Origin of the sequence: Crassaminicella thermophila (assembly GCF_008152325.1) — a bacterium.
GTDB classification, from domain to species: Bacteria; Bacillota; Clostridia; order Peptostreptococcales; family Thermotaleaceae; genus Crassaminicella_A; species Crassaminicella_A thermophila.
This window is the reverse complement of sequence record NZ_CP042243.1, coordinates 1,397,255-1,415,369: the sequence shown is the minus strand read 5'-3', so window position 1 is coordinate 1,415,369 and position 18,115 is coordinate 1,397,255. Positions and strand designations below refer to the sequence as shown.

Here is an 18,115-nt window from a genome sequence, read left to right as displayed (position 1 = left end):
AACTTAAGATATAATGATTATTCTTTCTTAAGCATCTGTATACCAATATCTAAATCTTCAAATTGAGGTGGAAAAAAATCATCTGGAAATGGACGATTATCAAACTCTTGGCTTATAGATTTTTCAGATTCTTCAAAATTCTCAGCTTCAGGTGGTTCAAGCTGCAAACTATAGACTGGTATCAATAAATGAACCCTTCCAACCACTCTAATTACTGATAATACTCCTATTGGAATTTCAATATGATTATCAATAATTTCTGGAGGTGCTAAAACTTCTGAACGTGTTTCCACAACAATTCTGTAATTAAATTCATTTCTTGCTTCTGGCATAAATAGAACAACATCTTTTATCATATCTGGCAATAAACCATTCATACTCACAATATCACCAGATGAAGCATTTCTTAATTTTATTGTAAAAGGAATTTTTAAGATAAACTTTACTCTTGAAAAATTGGGTCTTTTAGGTCCTATTGGTGTTACTTTTAACGTTCCTTCAGATATATATCCTTCTTGGAAATTTATTCCGATGAATTGAAGTTCTTCTCCTTTATTTGATGTCTCCATCCTAAACCTTGGAAAACAATCTCTTTGCTGACAATAAGAGTAAACCTTATCAGCTAAAATACATATTGGTTCTGTCATGTCTTGTTTGGATTGTTTTATATTAGTCTGTATGTTTATATGACTATCATATGTAGAATATGGAGCAGGTTCAGTAATTTTACGATGTATTGATTGATTAGTATGAGAAATACTCTTCTCCATCTATCATGTCCCCTTTCTTTTTATATATTTATGCATTATACAAACTGTACTTTTATCATAATCTCTCTCATACTATCATATGATTTAAAATTTATTTTCATTATTAAATATTAGATTTATATAAATTATAATTTTCAAAAATTTATATAAAACTTATATTACATATCATTTTTTTATTTTTTACAAATACATTATAATAGGACAAATCTATATACAAACTGGAGGTGTATTTTAATGGAATTTACTTCTAATATACAATATATCCATTATAGCAAGTCAGGATTTATATATTATTTTTACACGGAAAACAAAAACGTATATATGAATATCATTAAAAATAAGGAAATCTACTCAACGGTTAAAATTACTGAAAATATAATAGATTATTGTGTAGATATAGATGATTCTGGTATATTTCATCTTGTTAGTATTTCTTCTTTAGGTGATTTAAAATATTGTATCTATAGAGATAACAAATGGGATTGTAGATGTCTAACAAAATATAATGCAAAATCTTACAAGTTCAAAAACTTAAAGCTATTTATTGTCAATAACAAAATTCATATATTAATAGCCATTTCAAATATTATTCATTCTAATCTTTGGACATTAAAACACCATTATTGGAATAATGAATCATGGGTGAATAAGAAAGTATGTGATATTATCTCTGAAAAATATGATTTACCTTTTCATTCAGATATCGATCCTTATCATAATATTCATATTGTTTTTAAATCTTTATATGATAAAAAATATCAAATATATTATTGTAAATACAACACTACATACAATACATGGAGTATGCCTATAAGAGTAAGCCATATTTCGCAAGACAATTCACATCCATTTATATTTTGTGATAGTAAAAATGGTACACATATTACGTGGTCCGGATTTTATAACAATAATCTAGAGATATTCTATCTACATAATACTAAAATTAATTCATCTAAAAACTATTGGTCAGAAATCAAACGATTATCTAATGAAGGCTCTAATAGCACTCATCCTTTCATTTTTCAAGACGGTAACAATCTAAAAGTTTTATGGAAACAAAACAATTCTTATTTTTCAAATACTATAAACTTATTAGATAATACATATAGTCAACCTGAAAAAATTCAATCTAATTATAATCTCAAATTATTTCCAATTTCTATAATCGGAAATAATTATAAATCATGGACACAACTTAAAATGCCTATTAGTTATGGACTACAAATAAATTATGAATTTTTTATAATTGGACTAGATGTAATACTACCTAAAAATAACTCAACAAATACATATAATAGTACAGAGATTTGTGTTTGTAAAAACTTGTCAAAAGAATCCCCAAAAAACGAAGATAAAGAAATGTTAAGTATAGATTCCCAATTACAAAAATCAACAGATATCCTTGAAGACATTAAAAACAAACAAGATATTGTAAATAAATTGCTCAATGATATAAATAAACAACTAGAAATAAATGAATGGAAAATGAACGAAATTATACAATTACTTTCAACACTTCATATAAACATTCAAAACACAAATAATCATTTTTGGACAAAATTAAAAAATCTATTAAAATAATATTTTTACTAAGTTTATTTCTAAGTTATGCAAATATTTACCATATTAAATACAAAACAGAAGAAGATGTTCAAATATAGAACATCCCCTTCTGTTTTTCTGTAAATTTGTATTATACTCCAGGTCCAGTAATAAATTGATCAAGTTGTGGTGGGAAGAAATCTGGTGGTAATTCTTGATTAAATTGCTCACAAGCCTCTCCCATTCTTTCACATGGTGGTGGTGGTGGACAGAATCCAAATGCTGGAATAACTAGCTGTACTATTAATTCACATTTAATAATGTGATAAATTCCTACTGTAAAGACTGCATAGCATACATCATCATAGGGATCGCAAGTACAGGTACACTCTCTCTCAATTTGAACATCAAGTACTCTTGCTATAATTTCTAATTTTACAATTTCATCATCTTCATCTGTTGCTGGATGAATTGTACCTGATTGATCTACTTTTGATTCTCTAATAATTGCTTTTGAATCGGGACAATATAAAGGTCCAACCGTTTCACTTCTTCTTAGTAATAGTTCATTATCTCTAGATACTGTACCATCATCGAATACTACGTCATATAGTATTTTCAATTGATATGTGAAACTAATAAACTTTCTATCTGGGTCTGAAGCAACAGGTTTTTTGCTGATAATTTTAAATGACCCAGGAACAAGACCAATTACTCTTGGATTAACTATACCATCTGCACTACAATCTATTCTAACGCGTAAATCAGAATCAAAATAGATTCCATCTTCTGTTTTTTCTTTGTCGGGATCCCCTACCAAACATGTTCTTAATAAACATGAATCATAAACTTTAGGAACCTGAACGCATACTAACTCACATGCATTTCCAAACTGCTCCCTTAATTCTTCTGGAATTACTCCTGGAGTATACATACTAGTTCCACAAGATGTTGACTTATACATATATTTTCCCCCTTTACTTTCATAAAATAATTTCAATAATAATTCTAAGTAACCATTTAATGTTATTGTTCTACTTGTATATTATGTATATCCCTCTATTTTGGTGATTAAAGATCAAAAATTTACTCATAAAATATTTAACATAAAGTAGATTTACTATTAATATATATAACTAAGGTAGGTGATATAAATGTCTATAAACAAAACTACAAACATACTTTTATATACAAACAACGATATTATGCATTTTTCTTCAGATTCACATATTGGAATTAATTATTTTATTAACAATGAAAAAATCCAAGTTTGTAATAATGATATATTAGAATTTGATATTGATATTGACTCTAATGGCAATATCGGTATGATCGTTTTAGACTGCAATGGAAAATTCATTTATTATTATTATGATGGAGAAATATGGACTAGTCATTTATTATATGAAGTAGATATTCATTTAGAAATATTTAAACATATTAGCATTAAATTTCTATTTGATTCTCCTTACATTTTATTTTGCTGGCATAACTTATCCGATCCTAACTTGTGGTCTATTGTTTCTTACTATAAAGAAAATGACAATTGGAAAAAAAAGGTGCTTAATCGCATTTATTTAAAAAAGAACATAAAACCTTACATACTCATTAAAGACATACATTCTCACCTATATTTAATATATTTAAGCAACAATAATATGATTTATGATTTGCTAATGATAACCTTAACTACTAAATCTTATGAATGGACTCATCCTGTTTTTCTATGTAATAGTATATTTTTGAATTATTTTTACTTAGATGCCATTATTGATATAGATGGACTCGTCCATATAAGTTGGATCGATAAACATAAAAAAAACTATTGTGTAAAATATATTTATTACAATAGCAAAAAAAACACCACTTCGAATTTAACAAAAATTTTCGAAATGGATACTCCATTTATACGACATCAATTTTTTTATCAAGATAACCTAATGATTTGTTATGGAATTACAAAAAAACACATTTATTATTCAGCCAAAACTACAAACATTACAAACAGTTATTCAACTTGGACAAATTCTGAAACATTAAAATTATTCTCTGATTCTATTCATTTAGTAAAAATCGTTCAACCTACTAATAATTCATTTGTAAAATATAATGCAAATTATATTTTATCTGAAAGTCTAGCTAATATTACACCTATAACTATACAAGTAACAAAGCATCCCTTATATAATAAGGAAACAAATCAAAATTTTTCTATGACTTCAAGAAATAATAATTTAAATAAAAATGAAATACTCTCCACAGACAAAAATAATATATCTATTGACTCCATAAAAAAGTTAAAATTAGAATTATACAAAAAAAATCAAGAATTAGTAATGAAAAATAATCTTTTGAAGTCTTTAGAAAGCAATATCTCTTATTTGAAGGAAGAAGTAAAACGATTGAATTTACAAAACAAAAATTACATTAACACTATTTATAAAAATAATGAAAAAAATACGAGTTATAAAAACAATATTGAAAAACTAAAAAAAGATTATGATAAAATACTATCAGATTATAAATTAAGTGAATTAAAAAATAAAGATTTATTAAACAAGATACAAATTTATCAGACACAACTGGAAAAATTAAAATTAGATATTGAAGAATTATATACACAAAATAATATACTAAAAAAAGAAATTGAAAATCTTAAAAATATGAGTTTGTTTAAACGCTTGTTTTAATAAAATTTATAATTAATGATTATTTTTTATATTTTTAGACATACTTTCGTGTATGTCTGTTTCTATTTTCTATTGAAAAATTTATTATATATGCAACTTCTTATAAGTTATATAACCAGATATTTCAATAATTTCATAGATTCCTTGAGGGGATATTCTAGAATTTTTCAACAATTCTAATGCTTTTTCTAAATCTTTATCTTGTATATAAATAGCATAATGACATGATTTTGCTATGGATATAGGTGCTTTCCTTAATGTGTTCTTAATCTCATTTCTTTTAAACAGTTGTTCAATATAATATCCATGATAATTAGATGAAAAAATAATCACGTATTTTTCATTATTTTTTACCACACTTATCAACTCCATTTTAGTTTTTTGTACCATTATATTCTTATAAATAGTAAAATGACATGGTATAGTTTAAATAAACTAAATATACAAATATAAATAACCCACATCATATGGGTTATTGAATTTCTTTATACACATATCCTGAAGTCATTAATTGAAGTAATGCACCATATTCAACTTGAAATCTTATTTCATCTCCAATAGCATATTCTTCTTCACAATCAGTTACATCAATAATTAAATGATCACTACTTGCTCCAAGAATTTTGATTTTTCTATTGAAAGGAGTTATATTATCTACTAATACATCCTGTCTTCCTACCGCAAGAATAGCTCTTTTTCGAATTCCATTATCTGTAAAGGTTGGTTTATTTCCAAATGCATCTAAACCAATTTCACCTATAGGTACAGAAGGTTTTTCCTTTAATTCTATGATTTCTGCAACAAATGTGAATGCATCTTTAAATGTATTTTTTATGATATGTCCATAGGCTGTTTCTCTGCCTAATACAATCGCTTCTCCTAGCCTTAAATGATTTATTTTTTTTGGCATTTCTCCTTTTTCTATCAAATATAAGCTACTTGAATTTCCTCCTGATATAATTTCTAAAGAAATATTAAATTCTTTTTCTATCTGATTTGATATTTCTACTAACATTCCTAAATTTTTATTATCAGGAATTACACCTCCGTAACAAGTTAAATTAGTTCCAATCCCTATTAATTTAATTTGATCTAATTTTAATATCTCCTTTACTGTATCTAATATTTTATCTTTCCACACTCCCTCCCTTAAATCTCCTAAATCTATCATAAGGATAATATTATGAATTTTTTTCTCTTTTCGAGCAGCTCGTGAAAGTTCCTCTATAGTAGCTAATTCAGAATTTAGGCTAATATCTGCATATTTAATTACTTCCATTGCTTGACTTTTCATAGGTAATCTTAAAAGAATCTTTGGTATTTTAAAATTATCTAGCTTCTTTAAATTCTCTATTCTTGAATCAGCAAGCATTTCTATGCCACCATCTATCATTGCCTGTACAATCTCTGGCATAGCACAAAATACCTTTGTTACTCCTGCTACTTGAATATTTAACTTGCTACACAGCTTCGTTATCACTCTTGTATTATGTCTGATCTTACTTAAATTAACTTCGACTCTAGGACATATATTCAAATTCTTTCCCTCCCCTTAAATTAACAGCCGGGATATCCCCCGGCTGTCATTACTCTATTTCTAAGCTTTGCTTCATTAAATATAAAGCTGTTTCTGGATATTTTTTTGACAACACACCTAATGATGCCATAATATAGTGATTATCTATCAATATCTTTGCTTCTTTATTAGGCAATAGATAATCTCCTTTATTTTGAATCGCAATTTTTTTTAAAATTTCTATTCTATTAGGTAGTCTTGTCAATGCTCCTCCTGTCCCTATAATCCACTTTACATTAGTAAGGTCTTTCCCTTCTGCAAATATTTTTTTGCCAGTTGGTCCAAATAGATTTCTAAGTTTTCCTGCGTGCCTACATACGGCAGTTAAAACGGCCTCCGTTGTAAGAATTTCAACAAATCGTTTTAGTCTTGGTGTATCTGGTATTGGTTTATGATCTTGCAGTAATTCATCTACATCGCAGCCCATTTCTTCTTCTAATTTATCTTTTCCTATTCTTTCAACAATATTTTTCACATTCACATAGACACCTAAGTCTCCTTCTACCGTCCTTTTTGCAATAGGTTCAGGACTAATAAGAATTCTATTAATTTCCTCACTGCCTTCTGTAACTGAATGAAGATCAGTAGTTGCTCCCCCTACATCTAAAGTAATTAAATCTCCAATAGCTTCTTTTAATACCTTTGATGCTTCCATTACTGCTCCTGGTGTTGGAATAATTGGTCCTGTGACTAATTGTCTTACTCTTGACATTCCTGGGGCATGAATAATATGTTCTTCAAAGGCTTGTTGAATAACTTTTCTAGTAGGTTCGATATTTAATTGATCTATTTTAGGATACACATTATCTACTACATATAACTTGTTGGACTTATCTTTAAATATCTCACGTATTTCTTCTTGATTTTCAATATTTCCAGCATAAATAATTGGCGTATCAATTCCTGCATTAGCAATTAACTCAGCATTATGAAGCGCTGTGTCTCTTTCCCCATAATCTACTCCTCCCGCAAGAAGGAGTAGATTGGGTTTTATTTCTTTTATTTTCTTTATATCCGTTCTTCTTAGTTTTCCCCCAGTAACCTTATGAATAATAGCTCCTGCTCCTAAAGCAGCTTCTTTTGCAGCACGTGCTGTCATATCATAAACCAATCCATGAACAGTCATTTTAAGTCCACCTGCTGCACTACTTGTTGCTAACATTTCTTTATAGGATAATGTAGTTATTCCTAAATTTCTTTTTAAATCTTCTATCGCTCCTTGTAAGCCAACATTCACATCTCCCTCTAATACCGTAGTAGGAGCCTGCCCTTGCCCTAAAAATTTTGGATTATCAGTATTAATATTTGAAAAAGCATTTATTACTGTAGTTGTACTTCCAATCTCAGCAACTAAAATATCAACTTTCATTGTTCATTTCCTTTCTTTTTTTAACAAGAAATGTAGCCACATGAATTCCTTTAGATCCTCTGCCAAATCCAGCATCTACTCCTTGCTTTACAGCTATTTCAGGTGTAACTTGTGTACCCCCACAAGCAATTATAATCTTATCCCTTATTCCTTTTTCTACACACAATTCATGAATTCTTTTCATATTTTTATAGTGAATATCATCATGACTAATAATTGTAGATGCTAAAATCGCATCAGCATTAAGTTCGATAGCTGCATCTACAAGTTTTTCTACAGGACAGGAAGTTCCAAGGTACTCAACTTCTATACCCCATTTTTCTATACCTCCATGTTTAATATCAATAACTTCACGAAGTCCAACAGAGTGTTCATCTTCTCCAACAGTTGCAGCTACAACCTTCATAGGTTTTCTTTCAATCTCAGCCCACAGTTCTTCATCACTAAGCACTTCAGCTTCTGGAGGAATATCTAATTTAGTAATATCAACATCAAAATCAAGTTTCCCTTTTAATTGTATTCTTGTTCCCTCCGATGGATGCATAACCTCAGAATGTATAACCTCAGGGTCTGAAAGATTCATTTTCTTAGCAAATTCTAATGCAGCAAATTCTGCAATTCTCTTACTTGTTGGGAGAAATAGCTCAACTTGAACAGTTCCATCAGCTAGCCATTCTACTTCTGGTTTAATAAGATTAGAATTTCTATACTTTTCAGTTTCATCTAACCGAATATATACATTATCATTTTCATCTAATTCATCAATATAAACTATTTTTTCTGGTTTTTCAAAAGTACAACCACCTATTAAGCTTGATGGATTATCTATCGCATCAGGATCATACTGGGCAACATTATTATAACCAAAATGAGCTGTTACAGGTGCCATATAGTCTTCATCTCTTTCAAAAACTGTTCCTGCACCTATCCCACCATTAATTTTTCTTCCTATGCCATCACCATTTCTTTCTGGATACATACCTGAATCAACAAAAAACCCTTTTTCTACTGCTTCAAAATATCCACCAACTTCAATAAGTTCTTCTAAAAACAATACTGCTCTTTCTTTTAATTCTCTAACTTTTTTAGGTAAATATCCATCCTTCTTAATTTCTACCATATCCATTAAACCATCTAATCCTACAAGTGTTTGCTTTGCTGTATCACAAGCTTCTATATTATACATATGCCATGGAACATTTCTTCCTTCATCAGGTGTAATTGTTGACTGAATATCAGCCCTTGTAAGCTTAGAAATCATCATATTCATAACATGAGTCACAGTAGCTTCCCTTGATGAAGAAGTTATATATTTTGTGTTTTGTTGTGCTCTCATCTTATATTCAGATAAAAAATCTCTTAATGCTACAGCATATGGAAGATCATATTTCATACAAGGTACAGGAGAAGCTGAAGGTGGCACTGTTGAAAGACAGATATTTTCTTTCTTCATACCAGCTTTATAAGAAAAAATCGCATTTATTGCATGTTGGACAATTAATTCAGGCATGACTTTCCAAGCATCCCTTGCAGTTGCATTAGCATTATGCGCACCATCAATTTGAGCTATATCTGCCCATGCCATTACTTTTTTAGATTCTGCTGCATCTACAAAAGATCTAATCATGTTAATATTTCTATAAAGAACATTATATTGAGGGTCTTGATGAGCACCATTTACTCCTTCTTCTGCAAACATAACTGCTACTTCAGGTCCTGCAACACCACTAACATATGAATGATAATTTATTGGTCTTCCTACCTCTTCTTCTATTAAATCTATAGCTTTTCTTTGTGCCCTAATTTGTTTTCTTGTAACAGGAATACCCCCTATCCCCTGTGGTGTTCCTTCTATAAGACCATCAAAGTGAGATTGACCAGCAGTTCTAATTACCATCATATGATCTGCACCATGCCATGCAGCCATTCTCATTCTTCTAATATCATCTTCAAATCTACCTGAAGCAATTTCTGTAGTAATAGTCTCCTTTGGCTGGGGATCTAAATTATCAAAGTATTGTACAGCAGCAGGAATTCCAATAGAATTCTTTAAAGGTTTTGAACAATCATTATATGTATGTGGTCCAATTTGAAGATTATCTATCTTTTCTCTCCAAGTCCATCCTCTTCTCTTTGGTCTATAGTTCTCTAAATCATCTAAAATCTCTCTAACGTCTAATTTTTTATTGATATCCAATTTTTTCATTCCTCAATCCCTCCTCTAAAGATTGCTACAGCATCGTCCCAATGCTTTCCTTCAATCATTTCAAGACCTGCCTGTCTAAGAGGGATATTTTTCTCTTTAGCAATTCTATATACAATATGTCCTACACCTTTTCCTATTAGTCCTCTAGCAATTGCTCCTTCAACTAATGGCTTTGCTTCCAAACTTGAAAATCCCATTCTCAAAAGCACTGAACGCTCTATTGATGGTGAAGTGTGTGTTCTAGCAAGCTCTAGTAAAGGATCTACAGCTTTTTCTGCTAACTCCCAAAACCGTTTCTTTAATTCTTCATCAGAAAGATTTGCTAGATGCTTTCTTCTAGCTTGAAAATCATCTTCTCTCTTTAAATATGCTTTCAAAATTTCTCCCCCATTCTTATTTAATTAACAGAATTAGTAAGCAAAATTGATAACTTACTTTACATTTACTCTTACTCCTTTATTTATTCTAGAACTATAACGTCTTTTTCACTTAAAGCTTTTTTTACAAATTCAACGCTAGATTTTGTATCTTGCACTAAAAATTCTAAATCCTCTAAACTAATTTCTTTTTTTTCATATATTTCAACACAATGATGAATGTATGATCTCTTTAGCTTATCTAAATCTAAATCTTTAGCTTTTATCAATTTGGGATGTTCTGGCAATATAATATTTTCTCCTGGAACCTCTTCATTTGGATTGCCAAATCTTATATGTATTCCATTATCTTTTGCAAAAGATAATTGAGGCTGAATATGTTTACCTGCTCCTGTATATTCCGTTTCCTGCACAACAATAATTTGGTTTTCATCTAGCTCTTGTGCAATACTAAATGCAGCAGCTAAAGATGTATTCCCTGCTGGTCCTCTTTCTAATCCTTCAATTTGTGCAAGAGCTTCTGTCATATAAAATACTTCTCCTTGTGTAATAGTAACATATCTATCTATATATCTTAGTGGACGTGCTGCTGATCTTGGCACATCTGATCTATCAGGCCATGTAGCAAAAGGGATTCCAAATCCTGTATGTCCTGTTGTAAAAGATTTTTTATTAAATTGCATATCACTAGCCATATGTAATCCTTTTAAGTTTACGCTTGCTCCAACTACTTCTACTCCATCTGCACCTGCTTTTATTAAACCACGAGCTGTTCCTGTTAAATTTCCCCCACCTGCATTTGTACATACAACTACATCTGGGTCTCTACCTTCTTTTTCTCTAAATTGCATTGCTATTTCATAACCAAGAGTTTCAACACCTGCTATACCAAAAGGTGAATATAATGAAGCATTAAAATATCCTGTTTCTTCCAATAACTTTAGAAATGTATAGAATAATTCTGGTCCAACAGTAAGCTGCACAACTTCTGCACCATAGGCCTCACATTTTCTAGCTTTCTCAATAATTTCTGGCTGCCCCATACCTTTACTGTCATAACATTCCTGTACAATAATACATTTAAGCCCATTTATTGCTGCTTGACTTGCTACAGCAGCACCATAATTTCCACTAGTAGCTGCAATAACTCCCTTATATCCTAGTCTTTTTGCATGATAAACTGCATTTGCTGCTCTTCTAGCCTTAAAACTTCCTGAAGGATTAGCAGCTTCATCTTTTATGAAAATTCTAGCACCTTTTCCCTTCGGTGCTATTTCTCTAGATAGTTTTGTTAGATTTTTCAATTCTAAAAGAGGTGTATTTCCAACCCCTGCATTTCCTTGAATTTTCTGCATTTCTTCAAGCGTATATCCCGTTTCTCTCATCATTTTTTCGTAATCAAAAGCAATAGAACCTGATTCAAATGCTTTATAATCTATTCCTATAGCTTTTTTCATTATTTCGTTACGTCTTGACATTATCCCTGCGTAACTTACATCTCTATTCATTTGCTTCACCTCCATATAGGATTTTTCTAAGTTTTATTCCTATTTGAAGAAGCTCTGGTACAAAATTTCCATAATTATGCTTATAGGTTGGATTTACATCTATTAGTTTTCCTTTTTCTAATCTTCCTGTAATCGTTCTCACTTGCACTTCCTCTCCAACTTCTGCATCATGCTGTAAAAAACCTTTTACCCATGATTCAAGAGGAACTTTTTTTGTATCATCAGGCACTTGTGGTGCTCTTTCGTTAGAACATAAAACAATATTATGAATTAATACCCAGTCTCCCTTACTCGCTTTCATTTTTATACCCTACCTTTCTATTAACTCTCTCATATCTCCCATAATAGCTCTTGGTACAGGTAAATCTAACATAGTCTTTAGACCCGCTCTTGCATTAATAACATGAGGAATCATATTTACACACATAGCAATTGTTCCTATTCCACCAGGCACTTCAGGGTTTATAGACATATTAATATTTGGTCTTCCTTTAATAATAATATAATCACCTGTATGAACCCCTTCTAGTTCTGGTTCTATTTGTTGTGGATGATCCATTTCTATTTTTAGCTTACCATCAACATATCCGTATCCTTTCATAGCACATCCAGCAACATCCCCAGGTTGTACTTCTGCATAAGGAGATTTTCTATATACATTTGTAACAATTGGTTCCATTGTCTGCTTCACCTTATCACTTAATTTCCAACCAATCGCATCCGCAATCATATTTACTGATTCGCAAAAACCTACATGTCCAGCTAATGTACCTTCTTCAATACCTTTTTTAAATGCATCTACAGTTAAACCTATTCCTTGCTCCTCCATTACAGCTGGACCAAACGGTGATAAACTATTAACTCTTCTAGCTGTAATATGCTCTACTTCTTCACAAGCTCCAGTTAAGAGAACAACCAATAAATCCATCATTAATCCTGGATTAATTCCTGTTCCTAATACAGTAACACCATTTTCTTTTGCTATTTTATCTATTTCTTTTGCAAGTTCTGGTTCTTGTGCTTTTGGATATGACATTTCCTCAGCACTAGATATTACATTTATTTTATTTTCTAAACAATACTTAATTTTTTCAAATGCATTTTTTGTAAAAGAATCAGTGCATAATAAAACTACATCAGCAGCTTTTTCAGTGATTACTTTATCATATGTACTAATTATTACATCCGGTCTGTCTCCTCTCTCTACAGAAAGATAATCATACATACTAGTACCTAGCATTTTTCCTCTACCTACTACACCTACAATTTCAACACCTTTTTTCTTTAATAACATTTCTGCCATTCCTCTACCCATTGCACCTAAACCATAAATAATAACCTTTACATTTTCCATATTATTACACCTCCAAAATAATTTTTATTTTTTTCATTATTTATTAAAGCAATTTTTATGCCATCTTTCAGTCTTTATTTATCACAGTTTTTTTGCATTTATTGTCACTTTTTTGTATATTCTGCATATTTATACATCTATTCTATTGTTTTTATATATCTTTTATTTCTATAAAAATAAAACTGCAAAAATATTTGCGAGTATATGCAAATATTTTTGCAGTTTCATTTTTGAACTATATTATATTTTTTTAATTTATGTTGCAATGTCTGTCTCTTTATACCTAATAGAAATGCAGCTTTTGAGATATTATGATTACAAGATTTTAATACTTTTTGAATAATATTTTTTTCGATATCTGCAAGTGTATCTGGTAAATTATTCTTTAATTCATAATCTCGCTCATGAGCTAATGCAAAAATTTTTGCATTAGCTTGAGGCGAAAAATGTTCTCTTCTTAATATAGTATCATTTTCAACAATATTCATTGCACCTTCTATAACATTTTCTAATTCTCTCACATTACCAGGCCATTTATAATTTTTAAAAGCATCTAAAATGTAAAAATCAATCTCTCTTATTTTTTTATTTAGTTTTTTATTATATTTATCTACAAAATGTTTGGTTAAGAGTTCAATATCATCTTTTCTTTCTCTTAAAGGGGGTAAATTAATAGGAATGACATTAATCCTATAAAATAAATCCTTCCTTAAATTACCTTTTTCAATTGCCTCATAAGGTTCTTCATTACTGCTAGCAATGACTCTTACATCTATTGGAATATCTTTTATCCCTCCTACTCGTCTTACAGTACCCTCCTGTAATACCCTTAATAATTTTGACTGCAACTGTAACCCCATTGAATTAATTTCATCTAAAAAAATTGTACCGTTATTAGCCTGTTCAAATAATCCAGGTCTATCAATCGCACCTGTAAAGCTACCCTTGACAGTTCCAAAAAGAATTCCCTCTAACAAAGTTTCTGGAATTGCTGCACAGTTTTGAGCAAGAAATGGTTTATTCGCTCTTTGACTTGCATTGTGTATACTTTGAGCAACTAATTCTTTTCCTGTACCAGTCTCTCCATATATGAAAACACTCGATGAAAATTTTGAAGCTTTTTTTGCGTAATTGATAGCATTTAAGAAATTTTTATTATTTCCAATAATACTTGAAAATGTGAATTTTTTAAGAAATATTTTTTGACTCTCTGGTTGTGATAATTGAAGCTGAAGAGACATATTTTGATCTGATAATTGCTTAATTTTAGTAATATCTTTTGCAATCTCTAAGGCTCCTACTTTCTTATTATTAAAAAAAATAGGTATCGTTGTGTTAATTGTAGTAATTTCTTTATTCTTGTTATTTAAATAAGTTTGAGGATGATTTATTATTTTTTCATTCGTCCTTAATATGCGTAATAATGTACTATTATTTTTATTTAGCGTAGGAAAAACATCTAAAAGCTGTTTATCCAAAACATCATCCTTATCCATACCTTCTAATTCTGCCATTGCACGATTATATAGAATTGTTTTTCCTTTATTATCTATTGCATGTATACCTTCATCAACATATTCTAAAATAATTTTTAATATTTCATGAACATAAACATCCATAAAACACTTCCTTTCATCTTTTAAACCTCTATAAATAAAACATGACATAACGTCATGTTTTATTTATATAATGGAAATTTAGTACATAAATTTTCCACCATTTTTTTTGCATCCTGCATTTTCTTAGGATTATCAATAACAGTTCTAATAATTTCTGCAATATCTATCATATCTTCTTCTTTCATTCCTCTAGTTGTTACTGCTGGTGTACCAATTCTAATTCCACTTGTTATAAAAGGACTTTGTGGATCAAATGGAATAGTATTTTTATTAACAGTTACACCAGCTTCGTCTAGTAATAGTTCAGCTTCTTTTCCAGTTATATTTTTATTTCTTAAGTCAATTAATATTAGATGATTATCTGTTCCTCCAGAAACTAATCGAAATTCTCTTTTTATTAGTTCCTCTGATAATTTTTTTGCATTTTTTATAACTTGTTGTTGGTATACTTTAAATTCGTCTGTTAATGCTTCTTTAAAGCTAACTGCTTTTGCTGCAATAACATGCATAAGTGGGCCCCCCTGTGTTCCTGGGAATATAGCCTTGTCAATTTGTTTTGCAAATTCCTTTTTACAAAGAATTGCTCCACCTCTAGGACCTCTTAATGTTTTATGTGTTGTTGTAGTGACAAAATGTGCATATTCACATGGATTTGGATGAAATCCTGCTGCTACTAATCCCGCAATATGTGCCATATCTACCATTAAATATGCACCAACTTCATCAGCTATTTCTCGAAATTTTTTAAAATCAATTATTCTTGGATACGCACTAGCACCAGCAACGATTAATTTTGGATTTACTTCCTTAGCAATTCTACGAATCTCTTCATAATCAATAGTCTCTGTTTCCTTATCTACACCATAATCCACAAAATTATAATATTTACCTGAAATATTTACAGGACTTCCATGTGTTAAGTGTCCTCCATGTGAAAGATTCATCCCTAATACAGTATCTCCAGGATTAAGTACTGTAAAATATACTGCAATATTAGCATTAGCTCCTGAGTGAGGTTGAACATTTACATGTTCTGCACTAAATAGCTTCTTTAATCTCTCTATTGCCAAATCTTCTACTATATCAACATATTCACAACCACCATAATAACGTTTAGAAGGATATCCTTCAGCATATTTATTAGTTAATTGGCTTCCCATTGCCTCCATCACAGCATAACTTACAAAGTTCTCAGATGCAATTAATTCAATTTTGCTTGCCTGTCTTCCTATCTCATCTTGAATTGCATTAAAAATATCAATGTCTATACCTTTTAAATGGTCAAAATTCATTATTTTATCTCCCTTCCTAATTAATTCATCCTTTTCAAAATCTTTCTTATTTTTATTATAATTTTTATCGTTTTAATTTACAAGCTTTGTATTAAAACAATAATAAAAAGTTAACGTTTAAAATAATAAATCTTCATCTATATCATATTGTAACCTAATTTTTATTCTGATATAATTGATTTTGTTTTGCTGTAAAGGAGTGATTAAACATGCGTACTAAAAAGAAAAATATTCTTACTCTAGCACTCTATGCAGGAGAAATCATGCTTAAAAATGGAGCAGAAACTTATCGAGTAGAAGATACCATTATTCGAATATGCAAGGCTTATCATATTCCATATGTAGAATCTTTTGTAACACCTACTGGTATTTTTATTTCTGTTGATAGTAATGATGATACTGAAACAAATGCGTTTATTAAAAGAATAAAAACAAGAACCATTGACTTAAATAAAGTTTCTCAAGTCAATAATTTTTCTCGTAAACTTGCTACATCTTATATATCCGTTGAAGAAGGTATGGAAATTTTAAGAAATATTGATAATCTCCCTAAATATTCAAAACTATTAAAAGCTATTAGTGCTGGTATCGCTTCTGCTTTTTTTGCTGTCTTATTAGGTGCAACATACAATGATATTATTTGTTCTTTTTTTATCTCCATTTTTGTTTATATTGCAGTATCATTTGTTGAAAACCTAGATTCAAATTTATTTATTCAAAATGCTATTGGCGGAACTATTACTGCTTTATTAGCTATTTTATCAATAAATATACACTTAGGAATAAATATTGATAAGATCATTATTAGTTCAATTATGATTTTAGTTCCTGGTGTTGCCATAACAAATGCCGTAAGAGATTATATATCTGGTGATTTGCTATCTGGTACAGCTAGGTCAGGCGAAGCAATTATCATTGCCGTAGCAATAGCTGTAGGAGTAGGTACTGTTATGAATTTCTGGTTATACATATTCGGAGGTATATTATGATGTTTTTACAATATATTTCTTCTTTTCTAGCAACCGTTGGATTTTCTATATTATTTAATATCCCTAAAAAAGCAATCGTTAAGGCCTCATTTGTTGGTGCTATTGGTTGGATGGCTTTTATATATTCAAACCAATATTTTCATTCACTCGTCGCAGCATCCTCTATAGGTGCATGTATCGTAGCTATCATTAGTGAAATATTTGCTAGAATATTTAAAGAAACAGTAACCGTTTTTATTATTCCTGGTATTATCCCCTTAGTCCCTGGAGCTGGAATGTATTATACCATGCTTGCAGTCATTGAAAAAGATTTTAATAGATTTGCTTCTATAGGAAGTGAAACCATATTTGTAGCTGGCGGTATTGCTGCAGCAATTTTAATCATATCATCAATAACACGTATGATTTTTAAAGCAAAAACACAATTATTCAAAAAGAAAAAACATTAGAGACTCGGTATGAGTCTCTATAGCATTTTATAAATTAGATTCATAAATTCATTTTTTGATGAAGCACCTGTTACTCTATTTACTTGTTCTCCGTTTTTATAAAATAATATGGTAGGAATACTCATTACTTTAAATTTCCTTGCTAATTCTGTCTGCCCATCTACATTTACCTTGCAAATTTTCACTTTTCCTTCTAACTCATTTGCTAACTCATCCATAATAGGCCCTACTACTTGACATGGCCCACACCAGTCAGCATAAAAATCTACTACTACAGGATTCTTAGACTTTAATACTTCATCTTCAAAGTTATCAGCACTTAGTATTACAATATTCTCGTTTCCCATATTACCCCCCCTTGAAATGCTTATTAT

Annotated in this window: 17 protein-coding genes; 4 read left to right on the top strand and 13 right to left on the bottom strand. The window is 30.0% G+C overall.

From position 1 onward, the window contains the following. Positions 1–17 precede the first annotated feature (17 nt). Positions 18–770: a hypothetical protein gene (locus tag FQB35_RS06740; protein ID WP_148809250.1), complete on the bottom strand. Its 753-nt coding sequence runs from the start codon at positions 768–770 to the stop codon at positions 18–20. Between the two features lie 234 nt (positions 771–1,004). Between FQB35_RS06740 and FQB35_RS06735 the strand changes: the two genes are divergently transcribed. Continuing rightward, on the top strand, positions 1,005–2,351 hold the full coding sequence (locus tag FQB35_RS06735; protein ID WP_207707360.1) for a hypothetical protein: 1,347 nt from the start codon (positions 1,005–1,007) through the stop codon (positions 2,349–2,351). 112 nt (positions 2,352–2,463) lie between these two features. Here the strand turns inward: FQB35_RS06735 and FQB35_RS06730 are convergent, their stop codons facing one another. After that, positions 2,464–3,276, bottom strand: a complete 813-nt coding sequence (locus FQB35_RS06730; RefSeq protein WP_148809248.1) for a hypothetical protein — start codon at positions 3,274–3,276, stop codon at positions 2,464–2,466. A 190-nt stretch (positions 3,277–3,466) separates the two neighbouring features. On the opposite strand from FQB35_RS06730, the gene FQB35_RS06725 reads away from it, so the two are divergent. After that, positions 3,467–5,002, top strand: a complete 1,536-nt coding sequence (locus tag FQB35_RS06725) for a hypothetical protein (protein ID WP_148809247.1) — start codon at positions 3,467–3,469, stop codon at positions 5,000–5,002. A gap of 84 nt (positions 5,003–5,086) precedes the next feature. Here the strand turns inward: FQB35_RS06725 and FQB35_RS06720 are convergent, their stop codons facing one another. The 10 genes from FQB35_RS06720 to FQB35_RS06675 form a co-directional block, all read right to left on the bottom strand. Then, on the bottom strand, positions 5,087–5,359 hold the full coding sequence (locus FQB35_RS06720; RefSeq protein ID WP_207707359.1) for a DUF3343 domain-containing protein: 273 nt from the start codon (positions 5,357–5,359) through the stop codon (positions 5,087–5,089). Between the two features lie 115 nt (positions 5,360–5,474). After that, positions 5,475–6,533, bottom strand: coding sequence for an ornithine racemase Orr (gene orr / locus FQB35_RS06715; protein WP_148810781.1), 1,059 nt, complete (start codon positions 6,531–6,533; stop codon positions 5,475–5,477). A gap of 55 nt (positions 6,534–6,588) precedes the next feature. Then, on the bottom strand, positions 6,589–7,947 hold the full coding sequence (locus tag FQB35_RS06710; protein ID WP_148809245.1) for a GlmL-related ornithine degradation protein: 1,359 nt from the start codon (positions 7,945–7,947) through the stop codon (positions 6,589–6,591). After that, the gene (gene oraE / locus FQB35_RS06705; protein ID WP_148809244.1) at positions 7,937–10,153 is read right to left on the bottom strand and encodes a D-ornithine 4,5-aminomutase subunit OraE; all 2,217 of its coding nucleotides are present in this window, start codon (positions 10,151–10,153) and stop codon (positions 7,937–7,939) included. Before oraE ends, FQB35_RS06710 begins: the two co-directional genes overlap by 11 nt. Then, positions 10,150–10,530, bottom strand: a complete 381-nt coding sequence (locus FQB35_RS06700) for an ornithine aminomutase subunit alpha (protein ID WP_148809243.1) — start codon at positions 10,528–10,530, stop codon at positions 10,150–10,152. The genes oraE and FQB35_RS06700 overlap by 4 nt, the downstream gene beginning before the upstream one ends. 83 nt (positions 10,531–10,613) lie before the next feature. After that, positions 10,614–12,038: a 2-amino-4-oxopentanoate thiolase subunit OrtB gene (gene ortB / locus FQB35_RS06695; RefSeq protein WP_148809242.1), complete on the bottom strand. Its 1,425-nt coding sequence runs from the start codon at positions 12,036–12,038 to the stop codon at positions 10,614–10,616. After that, positions 12,031–12,339: a 2-amino-4-oxopentanoate thiolase subunit OrtA gene (gene ortA / locus FQB35_RS06690; protein ID WP_148809241.1), complete on the bottom strand. Its 309-nt coding sequence runs from the start codon at positions 12,337–12,339 to the stop codon at positions 12,031–12,033. Before ortA ends, ortB begins: the two co-directional genes overlap by 8 nt. Positions 12,340–12,348: 9 nt before the next feature. Then, positions 12,349–13,392 carry a 2,4-diaminopentanoate dehydrogenase gene (ord, locus tag FQB35_RS06685; protein ID WP_148809240.1) on the bottom strand — a complete coding sequence of 348 codons (1,044 nt, stop codon included), beginning with the start codon at positions 13,390–13,392 and terminating at the stop codon, positions 12,349–12,351. A 224-nt stretch (positions 13,393–13,616) separates the two neighbouring features. Beyond that, positions 13,617–15,011, bottom strand: a complete 1,395-nt coding sequence (locus FQB35_RS06680) for a sigma-54 interaction domain-containing protein (RefSeq protein WP_148809239.1) — start codon at positions 15,009–15,011, stop codon at positions 13,617–13,619. A 59-nt stretch (positions 15,012–15,070) separates the two neighbouring features. Continuing rightward, positions 15,071–16,303, bottom strand: a complete 1,233-nt coding sequence (locus tag FQB35_RS06675; RefSeq protein WP_148809238.1) for a serine hydroxymethyltransferase — start codon at positions 16,301–16,303, stop codon at positions 15,071–15,073. Positions 16,304–16,512: 209 nt separating this feature from the next. Between FQB35_RS06675 and FQB35_RS06670 the strand changes: the two genes are divergently transcribed. Further along, positions 16,513–17,292, top strand: a complete 780-nt coding sequence (locus FQB35_RS06670) for a threonine/serine exporter family protein (RefSeq protein WP_148809237.1) — start codon at positions 16,513–16,515, stop codon at positions 17,290–17,292. Continuing rightward, a complete protein-coding gene (locus tag FQB35_RS06665; protein ID WP_231701871.1) occupies positions 17,289–17,741 on the top strand; it encodes a threonine/serine exporter family protein in 453 nt (150 codons plus the stop codon). The genes FQB35_RS06670 and FQB35_RS06665 overlap by 4 nt, the downstream gene beginning before the upstream one ends. 17 nt (positions 17,742–17,758) lie before the next feature. Here FQB35_RS06665 and trxA read toward each other — a convergent pair whose 3' ends face one another. Continuing rightward, positions 17,759–18,088 (bottom strand): thioredoxin, encoded by a 330-nt coding sequence (gene trxA, locus FQB35_RS06660; protein ID WP_148809235.1) that lies wholly within the window; start codon positions 18,086–18,088, stop codon positions 17,759–17,761. Between the last annotated feature and the right edge of the window lie 27 nt (positions 18,089–18,115).